Annotated in this window: 14 protein-coding genes; all 14 read right to left on the reverse strand. The window is 40.7% G+C overall.

What is annotated here, in order from left to right:
* Nucleotides 1-11 precede the first annotated feature (11 nt).
* Nucleotides 12-1,670, reverse strand: coding sequence for an ABC transporter ATP-binding protein (locus ACESPO_RS01805; protein ID WP_120091705.1), 1,659 nt, complete (start codon nt 1,668-1,670; stop codon nt 12-14).
* Complete coding sequence (locus tag ACESPO_RS01810; protein WP_499788370.1) at nt 1,652-2,110, reverse strand: S24/S26 family peptidase; 459 nt, start codon at nt 2,108-2,110, stop codon at nt 1,652-1,654. The genes ACESPO_RS01805 and ACESPO_RS01810 overlap by 19 nt, the downstream gene beginning before the upstream one ends.
* 12 nt (nt 2,111-2,122) lie before the next feature.
* Nucleotides 2,123-2,389 (reverse strand): PqqD family protein, encoded by a 267-nt coding sequence (locus tag ACESPO_RS01815; RefSeq protein WP_008975847.1) that lies wholly within the window; start codon nt 2,387-2,389, stop codon nt 2,123-2,125.
* Entirely contained in the window at nt 2,386-3,096 is a 711-nt protein-coding gene (locus ACESPO_RS01820; protein ID WP_120091587.1) for a hypothetical protein, read from the reverse strand. The genes ACESPO_RS01815 and ACESPO_RS01820 overlap by 4 nt, the downstream gene beginning before the upstream one ends.
* Nucleotides 3,097-3,153: 57 nt before the next feature.
* Nucleotides 3,154-5,838 (reverse strand): hypothetical protein, encoded by a 2,685-nt coding sequence (locus ACESPO_RS01825; protein ID WP_499788371.1) that lies wholly within the window; start codon nt 5,836-5,838, stop codon nt 3,154-3,156.
* 20 nt (nt 5,839-5,858) lie between these two features.
* Complete coding sequence (locus ACESPO_RS01830) at nt 5,859-6,197, reverse strand: hypothetical protein (RefSeq protein WP_499788372.1); 339 nt, start codon at nt 6,195-6,197, stop codon at nt 5,859-5,861.
* A gap of 22 nt (nt 6,198-6,219) precedes the next feature.
* Nucleotides 6,220-6,348: a hypothetical protein gene (locus ACESPO_RS01835; RefSeq protein ID WP_278320673.1), complete on the reverse strand. Its 129-nt coding sequence runs from the start codon at nt 6,346-6,348 to the stop codon at nt 6,220-6,222.
* A gap of 140 nt (nt 6,349-6,488) precedes the next feature.
* Nucleotides 6,489-7,670: a nucleotidyltransferase domain-containing protein gene (locus tag ACESPO_RS01840; RefSeq protein ID WP_117500694.1), complete on the reverse strand. Its 1,182-nt coding sequence runs from the start codon at nt 7,668-7,670 to the stop codon at nt 6,489-6,491.
* Nucleotides 7,671-7,693: 23 nt separating this feature from the next.
* Nucleotides 7,694-8,536: a metallophosphoesterase gene (locus ACESPO_RS01845; RefSeq protein WP_499788373.1), complete on the reverse strand. Its 843-nt coding sequence runs from the start codon at nt 8,534-8,536 to the stop codon at nt 7,694-7,696.
* A 72-nt stretch (nt 8,537-8,608) separates the two neighbouring features.
* Nucleotides 8,609-10,261, reverse strand: a complete 1,653-nt coding sequence (locus ACESPO_RS01850; protein WP_499788374.1) for a phosphotransferase — start codon at nt 10,259-10,261, stop codon at nt 8,609-8,611.
* Between the two features lie 276 nt (nt 10,262-10,537).
* Complete coding sequence (locus tag ACESPO_RS01855; RefSeq protein ID WP_499788375.1) at nt 10,538-10,981, reverse strand: hypothetical protein; 444 nt, start codon at nt 10,979-10,981, stop codon at nt 10,538-10,540.
* A 248-nt stretch (nt 10,982-11,229) separates the two neighbouring features.
* The gene (locus ACESPO_RS01860) at nt 11,230-12,198 is read right to left on the reverse strand and encodes a hypothetical protein (protein WP_120091578.1); all 969 of its coding nucleotides are present in this window, start codon (nt 12,196-12,198) and stop codon (nt 11,230-11,232) included.
* Nucleotides 12,176-14,236 (reverse strand): AAA family ATPase, encoded by a 2,061-nt coding sequence (locus ACESPO_RS01865; RefSeq protein WP_499788376.1) that lies wholly within the window; start codon nt 14,234-14,236, stop codon nt 12,176-12,178. The genes ACESPO_RS01860 and ACESPO_RS01865 overlap by 23 nt, the downstream gene beginning before the upstream one ends.
* Before the next feature lie 208 nt (nt 14,237-14,444).
* On the reverse strand, nt 14,445-15,326 hold the full coding sequence (locus ACESPO_RS01870; RefSeq protein WP_120092186.1) for an Rpn family recombination-promoting nuclease/putative transposase: 882 nt from the start codon (nt 15,324-15,326) through the stop codon (nt 14,445-14,447).
* Nucleotides 15,327-15,724: the final 398 nt, after the last annotated feature.

Below are 15,724 nucleotides of genomic sequence, written 5' to 3' on the forward strand. Positions count from 1 at the left end.
CAAAAGATTGTCTAATTTCCTTCAGCATTGCCGGATCCGTCTAATACGATTTTATGATCACAACATGCGAATGCTGCCACCTTATGGGAAATGCATAAAATGGTCTTTGATTTCATCTGTTTTAAATTGTTTAACACTTGTTCTTCTGTCTTCTCGTCCAGCGCCGAGGTGCATTCATCCAAGAGAAGAACCGGCGCATCACTTAAGAGTGCCCGCGCAATTGCAATCCGCTGGATCTGTCCTTCGGAAAGTCCATTTCCTCTTTCCCGCAGCACCGTATCCAATCCATCCGGGAGCTCCTGAATATATTCCCAGATACATGCCATCTTTGCCGCCGTACAAATCTCCTCTTCCGATACCTGTCTTCCGGAAAAAACAAGATTTTCACGGATGGTTCCTGATAAGATCATATTCCCTTGCGGCACGTAGGCAAACATCTTTCTTGTCCCGGCATCCGCCGGTATCTTTTTCTTCCCAAGATCAAAATAAATCTGTCCTTCCTCACATTGAAGCAAACCGAGCAGCAACTTCATCATCGTGCTTTTGCCTGCACCAGAAGGACCGGCAACTGCCGTCAGACTTCCCTTTTCCAAACGTACAGAAAAATGTTCCAGCACGCTTCGGTTCTCGTAGGAGAATCCAACCTCTTCAAAGACAATCGCCTGCATCTCTTCAGAAATTTTTTCAAACTCCTCTTCCACGGAAAATGCCTCTTCTTCCTCGATCTGCTCCAAATCCATCAATCGTTCCGCCGATCCGATCATACTATAATATTGAGGAATCAGCCCGGAAATATTTCGGAACGGCGCCCGGATCTGCCCGATGATCTGCAGAAAAGCTGTCAATGTACCAAAGGTCAGCAATCCTCTGGAAATCTGAATCGCACCCCATGCCAGAGCCGCATAATATCCTGCCGTAAACATGACATAGACGATGGTATTCGCCAGATTGCTGACTGCATTCCGCTTCTTTTTTATCTGATAATGGATTTCCTGATAATTGGTGAGTTTTTGTTCCATCATTTCTTCATTGGAAAAAGACTTGATGACCATAAGGTTTTCGATACATTCCTGTAAAAATGCACGCACCTGCCCTCCACTTTCCTGCACTTCCTTATGAAAATGGCGAAATCTCTCACTGTAAATCCTATTTCCGATACATACCACAACCCCAATCAGCAAGATCACAAGCGTAAATCGAAAATCAATCCGAAATAGAATCAGCAGCCCCACAGACAGTTTTGTCCCAAGAGAGATCAGCTGTGGCAAAATACCGACAATCCCTGCAACTACAAGCTCTACATCACTTGTCAGTCGATTCATAATCTCTCCAGAATGAATACCGCTGATCTCCAGATACGGTTTCCTTAAAATCGCCGCGAACATCCTGCGCTTCAGTTCCATCTCCAGTTTGCCTGAAACACGGACACGGATATTACTGCTTACGATATTCAGAATCGCCTGAAGGCCAATGAGCCCTACAAGAATCAGACAATCTCTCCAAAGGCTTCCTTGTCGGCTGCCGGATGCCACGTCAAGAAGTGCGCTGGAGATCAGTGCAAGCAGAAGGAAACTTCCGGCAATGGCTGCGCTGACACCTGCCAACAGTGCAACTGCCCACAGATGGTTTTTGCTGCATCGATAGATCCAGCTTATCGGTTTTTGTTCCATTTCCCTCTCAATCCTTTCCATCCTCTCCACACTAGATCTGTCAGTCTTATGATCCATTTTCTCGCTCGGATTGAACTGCACCAAATCTTTACATAGATCCGATATCTCCTATCCTTTCTGCAATCGACATAATCCTCTCCCCGGTAAAATCCTCGCAACACTCCAAGCACTTGTTCCTCCTGAATTCCATGCTCCGGTATCCACTGATGATCCCCACAGAGGATATACCCTTCTGTGTCTCTTCCGATGACTCGATGAAGAATATAAGATCCATTCTTCCTTCGATAGAGAATCACCTCACTGGTTTCCACGATTCCCTCCGGCCGAACGAGATGCAAGATATCCTTCTGCGGTCTGATGCAGGGAAGCATACTGACCCCAGATGCCGCTGTAAATAATTCCCCGTCTTCTAAAAGAATCTGCTCCATTTTCTTGCGCATCGTATGTTCCGCCTACACTTCTAGAATGCCAGCCTCTAAGAGTCTGGTGACAAATGTATGTACATCGTTTTTCGCCTGTTCCTCTGTCATCTCATATTGATCCAGCATCCTCTCTGTCAGCGCTTCTTCTGTCAGATCCCTCTCAAGCGCTTTCCAGAGAAAAGCCCCCGTCTGGTTCATCTGAATCATTCCTTTGAACTCATTTGTCTGTGCTCCAACCGGGACTACAACATATTTTCCTGCCACTTCCCGCATAAAAAATCCATTTTTAATTCTCATATTCCTTCTCCTCTCATACTTTCATATGCCATCTTTGCGGCATCTTCTGAAATCGTACACCGCATCTGATAGACCGGGACTTCTTTAAAAAGTTCATCCAGCATCTCTAACAGCCTCTCTGCCATCTCCTGCCTGCGCGGAACAAGTGTCTGCCGCATCAAAAGCAGTACCGCCTCCTGGGGCTCCATACGCCGGATCTCGTTTGTTTTCCCACGCCCCAGCATACAGATTCCCTGCAGTTTTCCCTTGCGGTTCAACTGCTCATCGGTCTTCCCGCTAAACGGTGTCCCGTAGACGACCCAGCCATCCGCCTCTTTTCTGACTGCCGGCTTATCGTCATTGATGATCAATGCCCGCTCGGTTCCAAAATATTTCTGCCACTGTTTTGTATGTGTAGATTTTCCTGTTCCACTGTCCGCAGAAAACAGATAAACTCTGCCATCCACTTCCACCGCAGATGCATGGATCATCATCCCGCCCTGCAAAAGAAGCTTGCGGTAAAATTCCAATCCCACAAAAATATATTCACACTCTTCCAATGTCAGATGAGGCTGCTCTGCCTGTTTCTGTATACAGAGTTCCTCTGTCATCGTCAGTGTGATCTGCGTCTTCGCATCCCCATCAAAGCGGTATGACTCCATCTTCTTTTTCAGAAACTCATAGATCGGCTCATACTCTACAATGCAATCCGCAATCTGATATCGCATTCCTCTTCTCCTTTCCGAAAAAGGACCTGGAAGTATTGCTCCCAGATCCTCCTGTGATCAGTCAATGATAAATTCTTTTTCTACTTTTTGCAGCTGTCCATCTTTCGATACATACATGCTGACTTTATAAGTTCCCGGACCAAATGCTCCATTCAGTGTACGCATGCGAAGTTTTGTATGGCTTTCATCTAAAAAGCTTGTCTCCAACAACACTTTCCCTACAGATGTCCCTTGGATCACTGTAAACTTAATCAGTGCCTGATTCGGAAAGTCATCGATTGCTGTTGTAAACGTAACATCAAGACAGGTTCCATAATCCGACTCTTCTTTATTATAAAAAATCGATTCAATTGCAAGTTTTGGTTCTTCCGGAACTTGCGGCACATATGCCGGAATCTTATCATGTTCTGTATAGCCCGCATAGTTGCCGTAAACATCTACAGGAAGCGCAAAATAGTCCTTATCGGTTCCATTATAGGAGATCTCCACCTGGTTATATCCACTGTGCATCTGAATCTGCGACGAAGCAATCTCGCCACCTACCAGTTGATCTCCGGTCGGTGTATTGTTCTCCCAGTTATAGGAGCCGTTAAAGTTATATGTTCCGTAGTAAAGTGTTCCACTCTCATCCGATACAAAACTATATCGGAAAGAAGTCTCCGAGATCCGCTCTACTTTCTGCTCTGTAATCCGCGGCGGATTGTATTCCACTACAAAAGATTTCTTTGCAACGGTTCCATCAGAAAATGTCACCTTTGCAATATACTGATTATCTTTATGTCCATAATTTTCCGGAATCACAATCGTATAGACTTTTCTGTCTTCGCTGACAAAAAGCTGTGCTTTATCTGTTGTGATCGGTGAACCGGTCGGACAGATAAAGGAGAAATTGTCCAGTGTCAACTCTTCTGCCGGAGCTTTATTTAACTCTACGGTAATTGTGTTTTTCGGTTTCTCTCCGACAGATACGATCTGATATTCGGATGAAATGTTCGGATCTTCCTGCACATTTCCACTGACGGTGATCGGCCCCAGAACATCCGATGTTCTTCCATCGTGAGCTTCCATCACATAATACAACTGGTAGGAGATTCCTTCCTCCAGTCCACTGATCAGCACCTTATTGAATCCCGTCTTCATCTCTTTCCGGTATCCCTTCTTCACCGTATCCACAGAAGGAATTTCCTCTGCCGCACGGCTGACCTGTGTATGCCCCGGAAGGTATACATATACATATCCTCCCTCATCCACATCAAACAAATCAAATTCTGCTCTTGTCGCCTCACTTCTCAGTACCGTTGCATCGCTGACAGTCGGGCAGTCTACTTTGTAACTGAAATATTTGGAAATGATCTTGCCCGGTGCAATCTCCATCGAGAATGTGTAGGTATCGTCTTTTGCAAACACCGAAGTAGAAACTTCATACACGCGATTGTCTTCCGTCTTTGCACTTAAAAGTGTCATTTCCTTCCCGCCATGGCAGATAATTCTCATATCTTCTACTGCGAGCGGTTGTGTTGTCGCTTTCTCCAAAGTAACGATCATCCGACTCATTCCACGTACTTCCACAGATACAATGCTGTTAGTCAAGATCTCTTCCCCAACTTCCACTTCTACTTGATTGTTTCCATTGTCCTGCACTTTATCAAGTTTTCCGCTTCCGCCAATCGTAGAATTGTCTCCATTTAAAATAGCATTCTCCACGGTTCCATTGACAGTGATCATAGATCCACCTGCAGCCTCAGACACGAGCAATTCCTCCGCAGGTACATTCACTGTAAATCCCTGTACCACTTCTGCAACTTCCACTTCTGCAATTTTCAATGCTCCATTGACCGTCATATTACTTCCCGCCACAAGTTTCGCAACACTGGATCCCGCTCCAAGATTCAGGGTGAAATTCCCCGCTGCCCTGCCTGCACCGGCAGCACTTTTCCCAATCTGATCAAATACTGTGTCATTTGCTGTCACAGTACAGTCCGCATCTGCTGCCACTTCCAAATTTTTTACACGAAGCTGATTCAATACAATCTCTCCACCTTGTACAGAGCTGTCCACAACGACCTTGTTATAATTTCGCACTTTCTCAGTCGCATTCACTGTGTAAATACCGCCCTTTACTTGCTCCGACGTAATTGTCAGTGTATCCTGTGTCACCTTCTTCGCGGTGTCACACGCATCCAGCACGTTTTTGGCGAGCCATTTCTTCTGGTCTGTCGACACTTCCGAAGACTTCAGCATCTCCTGTGCCGTCACATAAGCAGACTGCACCAGTGTATTCCCATAGAACACCTGTCCGTCTACTTTCATATAAGATCTGACTGCATATCTGGTGTTAAACCCTGCTCCACTGATCCCGGTAAGAACTCCGGTATAGTAAACCTTCTCCTCTGTTGTCTTCCAATTCTTCTCTGCCGGAATCTCAAGAGCTTTGTAAGCTTTCCCTTTTAACGCATAGCTTCCGTCAATCTGAAGTTCTCCTCCGGCTGCCTCCAACGCACTCGCAGGTACTGCCACCGTTCCGTAAGTGACCTCTTTCCCTTCTGCTTTCAGCTGCTCCAGGTAGGCCTTATCGATTGCCGAAATCGTCCGAAGTCCTGTCTTTCCTTCTGATCGAATCTCCATAGATTCTGTAGAAATATGTATTTCATTCTCTGCCGCCAACGCGAACCCTGTGCTGCCCAATACGAATGTTAAGGCTAATAACAATACTTTGCATATCTTATTTAGTCTTTTTAGCATTCCTTTTCTCCTTCTAGTCTTTATTCTTCCCAGTCATCTGGAATTGTCACCTCATTATCAAGGTTCTCTGACGGTTGTTCCGTTCCCATATCCATCTCGGTATCTGTTGATGAATCTTCTGTACTTCTTTCCTCTGGCTTCTCTAATGAAGAGTTCCCTGCATGCTCATCGCTTGCTCCCAATTCTTTCTTCTCTTCGGAATCGGTATCCAGATCCTCTGCCTGCCCGTTCGCTGTAGCTTTTCTAGAATCATCACCTGCCTGATCCGAACTCCTTCCGGAAAAAGAATCAGATAACAGCCATGTGATGGCACAGAGGAAAACAATTGCGATTATAATTATAATCGTTTTCTTTTTCATATACTACCTCTGAATCGCTGTCCTAAAAGCCCAGATCTTCCTCTCCCCAGTCACCTACATCTCCATTATTATCAATCCCACTCATCATAATCGTATCTTCCACCGGAATCTTTACAATGTTCAGTTCTAATGCCTCATATCTTTCTTTCATTATTTTTACGCTCCTTTTTATTTTAGTTTCCGGTAAATTATACATTATCTTTTTACATCTCTGCAACTATTTTTCATCCGTGTTTTTCACCATTTTTTCTTCCTATTTTTCTTATTTTTCGCTCTTTTTCACAGATGTTTTTACTCGTAAAGTCCTGCCGCCCTGCATACGCGATCCATCTGGTCTACCTGTTCGGTCACCGCAGCGCTCTTTAAGGCCTCCCGCCCTTTTCTATTTGCAAAAATGGTCTTCGTGACCAAACGCCAGATCCATGCTGCCGGCAATAAAAATGCATGCCGTCTCACTGCCGGAGAAAGTTCTTTCATTGCCTCCAAAGGCGGGAAAAGCATTGTCAGCACCAACCGTATGCGTGTCCTTCGGATTTGCTTTTTCTCCCCGCCCTCTTTTAAGAGTCTCGCTCCCATATGATTTTCCATCGTGCCGTATGCCCCACTGCCAATGATATGTTCCAAAAGAATATTTCCCTCAAAAAACGATTCGTCTTCCTCCATACATTGCTGTAAAAAGCGCTGCATCGTTTCGGAAAACTTCAAAAGTCTCCCTCGCTCCAGATATGCTTCGACCTTTTTCCAGTCGCAACTGTCTTTTTTCTTCTGTGCAAACACAAAAAGATCCAACAGCATCCGGATTCCAATTCCTCCGTACTTCAAGTGCTTTGCCATATGACCGATCATATATACATAATACTCTTCCCAAGGCATCTGATACGCAAACGCAAAACCTTCCTTTCGGATACATTTGCTCCAGATATCCTCCAAAAGTACGTCTAGCTCCCGATTCTCCGTTGAGCAGTCCCAATGAATCTCAACCGTCATAAAAGGATTCCGCACATAGACATCGTGATGCCCTCCTCCATGTTCCAAAGTATATCCAAGCGACTCCATAATCTCCTGAATCTTGCCCTGCTGCTCTTTCTGACACAGAATATCAAGGTCTGTGAGAAAACGCATATCAGGAGAAGGGTATTCCTTTTTCAACTGAGCTCCCTTTAATGGGAGATGCTCGATTTGTTCTTCCTCAAACTTCTGTTGGATCTCCTGCAAAGAAAAATACTGGGTAGCCTCTCTCGCAATCCCTTTCTGCTGCGCCTTTTGCATTGCACAGACCACATCCGCAGGGATTTTCTCCTGTTCCTGCAGTGGTAAAATTCCATAGGATACTAGATTGTCAATCTTCTGATACTTGCACAACTGCTGCAAATACTTCCAGTCAAGTCCTTCGACCTCTATCGTTATTGGTTCTTCCAGCAAAACACTCTTGATCAACTGAAAGAGTGCCCTCTGTTCTTTTTCTCTTCTCATCTGCTTCTCTCTTTCTTTTTGATTTATCTTACGATGTCACACACAACGATCTCAGGAAGATTATTAACTCGCGGAATCCCTCTGGAACTGCCAAGACCCGCCGACAAGATCATCGTTCCATTTCCGCAGGAAAACATTCCTCTCGTATACGTTGGGAAAAATCCTTCCTCCGGATCAAACAGTCCTCCTACAAACGGAACTCTTACCTGACCACCATGCACATGTCCGCTGAAGACTAGATCTACATCCCAGTATTCCATGCTCTTCCACAACAGTAAGCCTTCTGGTACATGACTCAGCAAAATCTTCAGCCGATCTGTCTGCACAAACGCTTCCAGAAATCGTTGCTCTGATCCATCTTTCCAGTCTTCCGGCAGTAAATATCCGTAGGCTCCCCCAATCCTTACTTCCTGTCCGGCAATCTTGGTATCCACATATTCTTTCTCTAGCACAACTGCCCCGGCAGCTTCAAGCTGTTCCGTCAGATCGCCTTCACCATAAGTTTTCTCATAACCCACCTCATGATTTCCCAGCGAAAAATACACCGGCGCAATCGCGCACGCTTCCCGAACCAGATGCAGAAGAATATCCGTGCGGTCTTCATCCTCATTGAGCATATCCCCCGTCATAAAGATTACATCTGGCTTCTGCTTCTGAATCTTAGCAATCAGCCTTTGATTATCCCTGCCGTACTGATAATTGTGAAGATCTGTAAGCTGCACAGCTCTAATTGGAGCCGCAATCTTTGGATTCCGGTAAGTATACTGCCGAACAATGAGACATTTTTGCGATAAGATAAGACTGACCAAAAGAATTCCTGTCAGCACAAAGAAACTAAATACAACTATCTTTCCAAATTTCTTCATCGTCCACCTCCGATCTGTCGTTTCTCTTTCCAATCAAATAGCCGGAGCTTCTTCCACCCCGGCTTTCTTTTCTTATGCGTACTTTCTTACAATCTCCTGCATCTTTGCAAATTGCTGCTCCATCTCATCCACCAGACGGAACTGCGTCCGCGCACGGACAAGGTTGTGCTCTGGATAAGCCGTCTTAAAGTAAGTGTCTCCTTCCAGATAATCTGTCAGGAACCGAATTCCACACTCAAACGTCATCAGACGCGCTCCCCATGGAAGACTCTCGACTTCCTCCGGTGTCAACACATCTTTTGTCGCCTCCAAATATCCTTTCACATACAGCTCATATAGAGAGATATCAAAATGCATTTTATCCAAATCGCGCTCATCTTCCTCCGCTGTCGCCGCACCAAACCGGATGGAATCTCCGAAATCGTTTGCAGCAAGCCCTGGCATGATCGTATCCAGATCAATGATACAAAGTCCCTTTCCGGTCTCTGCATCAAACAAAATATTGTTCAGCTTCGTATCATTGTGTGTCACTCGAAGCGGTAGCGTTCCATTCTCCTGCTGTTCTACTAATACCTTACAATCTTGCTTTCTATCAAGAGCAAATGCAATCTCCGGTCTGCAAGTGATCGCCCTGTTTTTGATATCTCGCTTCAAAGCTTTCTCCAAATTTTCAAACCGTTTCACCGTATTGTGGAAATCTGGGATTGTCTCCTTTAAGCTGGATGCCGGATAATTTCCAAGCTGTTTTAAGAAGTGTCCAAAACTATTTCCAGACTGATAGAACTGCTCCGGATCCTCTACAAGCTGATAACATACCGAATTCGAAATATAATTATAACATCTCCATGGCTGTCCCTCATTGTCCTCGAAATAGGTACATCCATTCTTTGTCTTAATGCAGGAAAGTGTCTCTCTGTCCGGATCTCCCCCTTCCTCTCGAATGATATTTCTTAGATATTCTGTCACTCCAAAGATGTTCTCCATCACACCTGCCGGATCCTTGAAGACATTATTATTCACCCGCTGAAGAATATAGGCAAATTCATCGCCCTCCTCCGTCGGCATATAGACCGCATACGTCTCGTTAATATGTCCCTCTCCAAATGGCTTCACATAGCTGCACTGAAGACCGAACCCAAACGCATACAGTGCATCCTCCAGATTTCTGCTTGTCACACCGTCAATCTTTCTTCTCGTAGAGAAGATCACTTCTCCCTCTTCAACCTTCTTTCTGGAAGGGATTACGCAGTTCGCCTTTACGACACTGCCCAGTCCGATATGTGCTCCACATCCAACATGAGAATCATGATCTACAACCACCCCACTGTTGACAAGCACACCATGTTCCACAACTGTATTGGTATTGACAATCGCACTCTGCATAATAAAACTTCCATTGCCGATCACCGCACTAGGACTAACAACCGCTGACGGATGAATGATCGCCGGAACTTGATAGCCCGCTTCCATCAGTTTCTCTGTCCAGTATAGCCGCATTCCGCTGTCTCCCAGAGCTGCCACTGCCGTATCGTACTCATTTAAAAATGCCTTATAGTCACAGCACTTTCCAATTACATCCGCTCCCTTTACGGCATCATCTAAAAACACAACCTCTTCGTACCCCAACAATCTTGCTGTTTCCTGGATCATATGGCCAAAACCACCGGCACCTAAAATTAATAAACGTTTCACTTCTTCTTTTGTATGAATCCAAATTGGAAACATACCCCTCCTTCCTATGTAAGATATAAACTTATCATACCACATCTACCGGAAGGCTGCTACAAAAAATATGGAAGTTTCCATATAAAGTAATTGTACAATTTCCCCAAAACTTTCTCTTCCACATTATCTATTATTCTAGAATTCCTCTGTCTATTCTTGAATACTTGCCTGAAACGGCATCGACTTGTTTCCTATCTCGGAGATTTCACAAGAACAGTGAAACCTCCGAAGATTTAGATCTGATCATCGATCAGAAATAGATTTTTCTTACATCTTCTATACAAACTCTTCCAACGTCTTTGACTGAAAGGCAGTCTGCATCCAATTCTTCAACACTTCCATATTCTGCTGGGCCTGAATCTGCTCCAAAACCTCATCCGGAATGTCTCCGAAACTTTGCAAACACAAAAGCAGGGTCTCTTTCAAAACACTTCGTCCTTCTTCACGTCCCTCTTCACGCTCTTCTTTTAACATCTCTTCAAAAATCATAAAGCGCTCCTCCATTTCCCGGCTTCCCTTGATCTTGCGGATAAAATTCTGCAGCTGTTCCACGTAGGAATCATCAAATGCTTCCTCACTTCCTGCAAGGTCTGCCTTTACATACTTTAGAAATGTTACCAGTTCTTTTGGAACTTCACTTTCATTCTTTCCATGTGTGTTTAAAAATACGATAGTCCTTCCATCTTCCAGATTCGTCTGCACGGACTCTTTGCATGTCATCTTAAAGGTATACCGGTATTTCCCTTCTTATCTTTGATCGTAAGTTCCTTTAAACGATGTTTTCTTCTCATGATACTCCTCCATTTGACAGAGGAATTCTATGAGATTATCATAGCAGATTCTGTGCTGTTCCGCAATCAAAAAGCCTTAACACTCTCCCTATATGCCTCTAACACTGTTTCTACATGGACTGTATTTTGACTTTTGCTTCACCAATCTAAAACATGCTTGTCCAGCTTTGCCTGTAATCACTCCTTCATCTTCGAAATTGATCTACCAACCTCTTTACAATTCCCTTTATTTCTAAATTCATTCATTATATCTAGATTAAATTTTGATAATGCCCTATTTAAATGATTTTCAGTATATCCAAAAATATATGACTCTAATTCTTCATCATTAAATTGAAACTGCTCTTTTAAATTTTTTTGATATCTTTCATCATAAGCCTTTGACTTAATAATGATTTCCTGTACATTTTGTTTTAATTGTTGATATCTATTATCTAAATCAAATACTTCTATTTCCTCTTTATCTTCTAAAGTAAGTACTTTTTTATTTATTACTATATTGAAATTTTTAGATTTCCCTTGTAAATAATCCAAATCAAATTTATTATCAAAATCTGTTCCAAATTTTATTCGACTTTTACGTTGACTATTGTACGGATTTACAATACTCTTTTTTTGAGAGGACTTTAGTTGATTGCACGTTTTGCAAACAGGAATCATATTATATAAACACACTGCTAATTCAGGGTATGTACTTTTATCATAGAAATGATCCAAATCCCCCCAAAAACGAACCTTCCCTTTCTTATCATATACAACATTTATATAATTTTGATTGCAATATGGACAAACTGAAATTCCTAGTATTTGAATTATTTTCGCTGCCTGAGAATTTCTGTAATTTTTGTATCTTTCCAACAAATATTTTTTTGTATCTTCTCCTATATTTTTATTTTGAATTCGTAATTCTTCTATATACTTTTTCATTTCTTCTAGTTTATTACAATCCAATAAAAGAAATTCTTTTATTGCATCTGCTAATTCCCGATTGTCTCTATTTTCTCTTCCCTTCATAACCAGTGTTCTTAACATGTCATCTTGTTTAAGCACAGATATAAACTTTTTTAAATGAACCCTTTTTATCCATTCCCAGTATATTGTTTCAATTTTCTCTTTTTGTATTTCAGAAAGCTCTATCCTGATCATTTCCCTCTAATATTCCCTTTATCTTTCTTAATTTTTCTTCATCTGTTTCATCTTTAATCAATTTAATTATCTTAGCTTTATCATTATTCTGATGCTGTTCATATAACTGTAATAATTTCTGTTTTACAGTTTGCTCTCCAATCCTATCAATTATTTTCTTAATTCTTTCTAATTCGGTATCCTCTATTTTTTCTTTACTCTTTAAACGTTCTATAATTCTTCTCATATTTTTATATGAATTTTCGCCAAATGTATTTTTCATCATAAAAGAGTCCATTAATAAATAATATATATTTGTTGCATATGTCTCTTTATTACTGCATATTTTCCTGATACCATTTTCTATTTGTATAGCATATACATTTTCAGGAAGAATGTCTGTGACAATAAATGGCGAATGACTTGTAAGTACGATTTGTATCTTTTTATCTTTACAGCCGCTCAAACTACCTAATAATATATCTAAAAATTTTCGCGCCAACTCTGGATGTAGTGTTTTATCAGGTTCATCGATTAGCAATACAATGCTTTCTCCTGATTTAATAGCATTCACAGCATTTGTAGACTTTGAAATCACATCCAAAAATGCACTTTGTCCTTCAGACATTTTTGCCAACTCAATCTTTATGATTCTGTAAATACTATTACTTCCATTTTCATCAGTTCTTGTCTTATAACAATTATCATATAGCTTTGTTAATTCAATCACATCCTCCTCAAGTTCCTCAAAGTCGCATTGTATTTTAATAGTATTTTCATCCATGAAATAATTCTCTGGTAAATTTTCGAATAATTCTATAAGTTTTAAAACCGCATTTTTATCTACAATGTTTACTAACCCTTGTGCTGCAATTTCAACTCTATTTAAAACATATTCCAATACTTTTTTCAAATCTATTGTTCCATTTGAATCTCTGCTTTTTTCTATTTGTAGTAATAATGCGCCATACTCCACTTGAAATTTTTCAACTCTCTGCCTTCCCCAATTTGCATTTTTTTCGCCTTTCCCATAAAGTTGTTCAATTTCCTCCTCATTAGGTATGAAATCTTTAACATCAATCTTATATTTTCTCCGGCCTCCTCCAGACCAACCTATAAATTGTTCTAAAAAATAGTATTCTATTGATTCCGCACAAAATTTCCACAAAAATTTTTCTTTCGCACCCCTTATATCTTTCTGCTTAACCTCTCTATTTTTCTTTTTTATTCGTGTTACAATTCTTTTTTCTAGATGAAATAACCTATCTAATTCTTTCTTTCTATCTTTTAAATATTTTTCCACCTTTTCACTTCTACGATATTGATCAAGTTCTACTTTAATATTATTTTCAATATAAATAACCTTTTCATCAAATAATTCACTATTGATTTCCTTAAGTTTCACAAAATATTTATACAAGCTTTCATAGCTCTTCTCATCTAAATAATATCTTCTTTCAAACATATAATCGTCATCATACTGTTTTACATATTCATTGTTAATTCTATAATTATATTTATCCGAAGTAATATAGGCATATTCTAAATTGTTGGAGATTTTATTATTTTTTTGCCAAACAGAAATCACATTATCAGAATATATAAATTGTCCATCTACTAATTCAAAAATTGTTCCCATAGGCAATTTATATATTGCATCTTTTTCCTTTTTCCCTTGCATATCTATATTAGAAATTCTTTCTTCTCCTATAAGGAAACTTTCATCTACAAACTCAAATGCAAAATGCACATCATATAAATGATATACCATAAAATATGAATATTTAATTCCTTCTTTTTTTGTAAGAGTATCTCTAATTCTATCCCTTCTTCGCATCCCTAATATATCTAACAGTGTAGTTTTTCCCATTCCATTCTCTCCAAGAAATAGTGTTACACTGCTTACATTATCTCCATAATAATTTTTTATAGAATCTCTATTTTCTTCAATCTTCAATTTTCTTTCTTTAAATGAAGCTCTAAAATTGGAAGAAAAATTAAATTCTTGATTCTGAAATATCGTTCCATATTTCCTTACATATAAATATATCAATTCCATCGTTGATATTTCTCCTCTCCCAAACCGGAAATAACTACCTCTTTCTTTAGAAGGCATTTTCCTTCACCATTTGAATATAGAATTCCCCTGTCTATTCTTGAATACTTGCCTGAAACGGCATCGACTTGTTTTCTATCTCGGAGATTTCACAAGAACAGTGAAACCCCCGAAGATTTAGATCTGATCATCGATCAGAAATAGATTTTTCTTACATCTTCTGTACAAACTCTTCCAACGTCTTTGACTGAAAGGCTGTCTGCATCCAATTCTTCAACACTTCCATATCCTGCTGGGCCTGAATCTGCTCCAAAACCTCATCCGGAACGTCTCCAAACTTTTGCAAAAACAAGAGCAGAGTTTCTTTCAAAGTACTTCGCCCTTCTTGAAGTCCTTCCTCACGTCCTTTTGCAAATCCTTCTGCACGCTCTTCTTTCAGCATCTCTTCAAAAATCATAAAGCGCTCCTCCATTTCCCGGCTTCCCTTGATCTTGCGGATAAAATCCTGCAGCTGTTCCACGTAGGAATCATCAAATGCTTCCTCACTTCCTGCAAGGTCTGCCTTTACATACTTTAGAAATGTTACCAGTTCTTTTGGAACTTCACTTTCATTCTTTCCATGTGTGTTCAAAAATACGATAGTCCTTCCATCTTCCAGATTCGTCTTCCCGGACTCTTTGCAATTCATCTTAAAGGTATACCGGTATTTTTCTTCTTCAAATGGATCAAAATCGCAGATGAAAATGACATAGGTATCTGGAAGTTCTGAATAATCTTCTCCTGATAGTAATAGTTCCATATCCATCTGACTCTGATAGTAACGACTTCGCTTCCCGAGCGCTGCCTTTCTTTTCATCTGCATCTCTACATTATAATGACTTTGGCACTCATCTTTCGCATAAACATCCAATCGGACACCTTTGTATTCCGGATGATATACGATACTCTTCTCCCGGCTGACTTCCACTCGATCGATCGGTATCTCCAGCACTCTTTCTAAAAGTCCCTTGCAGTTATTTTCATCCATCATCACTGCACCAAACATAAAATTATCTTTGATCGTAAGTTCCTTTAAACGATGTTTTCTTCTCATGATACTCCTCCATTTGACAGAGGAATTCTATGAGATTATCATAGCAGATTTCAACTTGATATACAATTAGAAATAGTTTTTTATTACACTTTCGGCATAAATTTTTCCAATGCTTTAAATTCAAATTTCCTTCCATCGATCTTTATATCCTGAGATAAATTGGGGTATTCCCTGATTATTGAATAATCTGGGGCGAAATTCATCATCTGTCCAGTGTATAAAAATCACCAATCCGTTTTGTGGAAATTACAATTCCAGCAAAAAGAAAATCGTTTTCTCACTATCACCCTTATAATGAATCTATGTACTTTATAGTATAAATCATCCTTGAAGATAAATGAGTAATCTGATATATGGTCTTTTTATATGTAGATACCAGTATACAAGCCAATTTAGAC

Origin of the sequence: Coprococcus sp. HPP0074 (genome assembly GCF_964238105.1) — a bacterium.
GTDB classification, from domain to species: Bacteria; Bacillota; Clostridia; order Lachnospirales; family Lachnospiraceae; genus Faecalimonas; species Faecalimonas umbilicata.

Excerpts from the sequence above, each read along its gene's own strand:
- ACESPO_RS01860 (WP_120091578.1), bottom strand. The coding sequence starts at position 12,198 with ATGATCAGGATAGAGCTTTCTGAAATACAAAAAGAGAAAATTGAAACA.
- ACESPO_RS01810 (WP_499788370.1), bottom strand. The coding sequence starts at position 2,110 with ATGCGCAAGAAAATGGAGCAGATTCTTTTAGAAGACGGGGAATTATTT.
- ACESPO_RS01835 (WP_278320673.1), bottom strand. The coding sequence starts at position 6,348 with ATGAAAGAAAGATATGAGGCATTAGAACTGAACATTGTAAAGATTCCG.
- ACESPO_RS01815 (WP_008975847.1), bottom strand. The coding sequence starts at position 2,389 with ATGAGAATTAAAAATGGATTTTTTATGCGGGAAGTGGCAGGAAAATAT.
- ACESPO_RS01820 (WP_120091587.1), bottom strand. The coding sequence starts at position 3,096 with ATGCGATATCAGATTGCGGATTGCATTGTAGAGTATGAGCCGATCTAT.
- ACESPO_RS01825 (WP_499788371.1), bottom strand. The coding sequence starts at position 5,838 with ATGCTAAAAAGACTAAATAAGATATGCAAAGTATTGTTATTAGCCTTA.
- ACESPO_RS01805 (WP_120091705.1), bottom strand. The coding sequence starts at position 1,670 with ATGGAACAAAAACCGATAAGCTGGATCTATCGATGCAGCAAAAACCAT.
- ACESPO_RS01850 (WP_499788374.1), bottom strand. The coding sequence starts at position 10,261 with ATGTTTCCAATTTGGATTCATACAAAAGAAGAAGTGAAACGTTTATTA.
- ACESPO_RS01840 (WP_117500694.1), bottom strand. The coding sequence starts at position 7,670 with ATGAGAAGAGAAAAAGAACAGAGGGCACTCTTTCAGTTGATCAAGAGT.
- ACESPO_RS01855 (WP_499788375.1), bottom strand. The coding sequence starts at position 10,981 with ATGACATGCAAAGAGTCCGTGCAGACGAATCTGGAAGATGGAAGGACT.
- ACESPO_RS01865 (WP_499788376.1), bottom strand. The coding sequence starts at position 14,236 with ATGGAATTGATATATTTATATGTAAGGAAATATGGAACGATATTTCAG.
- ACESPO_RS01830 (WP_499788372.1), bottom strand. The coding sequence starts at position 6,197 with ATGAAAAAGAAAACGATTATAATTATAATCGCAATTGTTTTCCTCTGT.
- ACESPO_RS01845 (WP_499788373.1), bottom strand. The coding sequence starts at position 8,536 with ATGAAGAAATTTGGAAAGATAGTTGTATTTAGTTTCTTTGTGCTGACA.
- ACESPO_RS01870 (WP_120092186.1), bottom strand. The coding sequence starts at position 15,326 with ATGAGAAGAAAACATCGTTTAAAGGAACTTACGATCAAAGATAATTTT.